This is a genomic window from Phaeobacter sp. JH20_34 (assembly GCF_048056095.1).
Taxonomy (GTDB): Bacteria; Pseudomonadota; Alphaproteobacteria; order Rhodobacterales; family Rhodobacteraceae; genus Phaeobacter; species Phaeobacter bryozoorum.
On sequence record NZ_JAYMWT010000009.1, the window covers coordinates 1 to 546 of the forward strand.

The following is a 546-nucleotide window of genomic DNA, read 5'->3' on the forward strand; positions in this document are numbered from 1 at the left end:
CAATGTCCGCAATTAAGAAATCATCATTCACAACTGGTCATAGTCCCCGGTTATTTTGGCCCTACTCCTTCTCAAGTCAATGTCGTAAATTATAAAAATAATGAAAGGGAACGAATGGTACGTTGGGTGGTAATATTCAAAGACAGCATTGAGATGCTGGAGGTTAGAGCTAGAAAAGATCTACGAGATGCGCACGTTGCTTATGCCAAGGACCATCCAGAATTGTTAATTGGTGGCGGTCTAAAGCCTGAGGAAGACGAACCTTTCTGTGGTGCGCTGTGGGTCGTCGAAGCGACGACAAAGGCCGAAGTAAAAAAGTTGGTTGAAAACGACCCATTCTATTTTCCAAAACATAGATCGTTTGAAATCTTCACGTGGGGCAAACTACTGGAAGACCAAACCGCTACTCTTTGAGAGGGTGGGACAGTACCGAACTCCCAATTCGCTGATCTAACAATATCAGCCATTCATCCAGCACGCAGCATCGGTGAGTCTGGGCTCGAACGCGTTGTTCGCCGCGTTCGAACTGAATGTCGGCTTCCAAAG

At 46.2% G+C, this 546-nt stretch carries 1 protein-coding gene; it reads left to right on the top strand.

Features of this window, described 5'->3' with window-relative positions; all coding sequences use genetic code 11:
- Nucleotides 1–414, top strand: a 414-nt coding sequence (locus VWZ81_RS09170) for a YciI family protein (RefSeq protein WP_416542580.1), incomplete at its 5' end; no start/stop codon positions are given.
- Nucleotides 415–546: the final 132 nt, after the last annotated feature.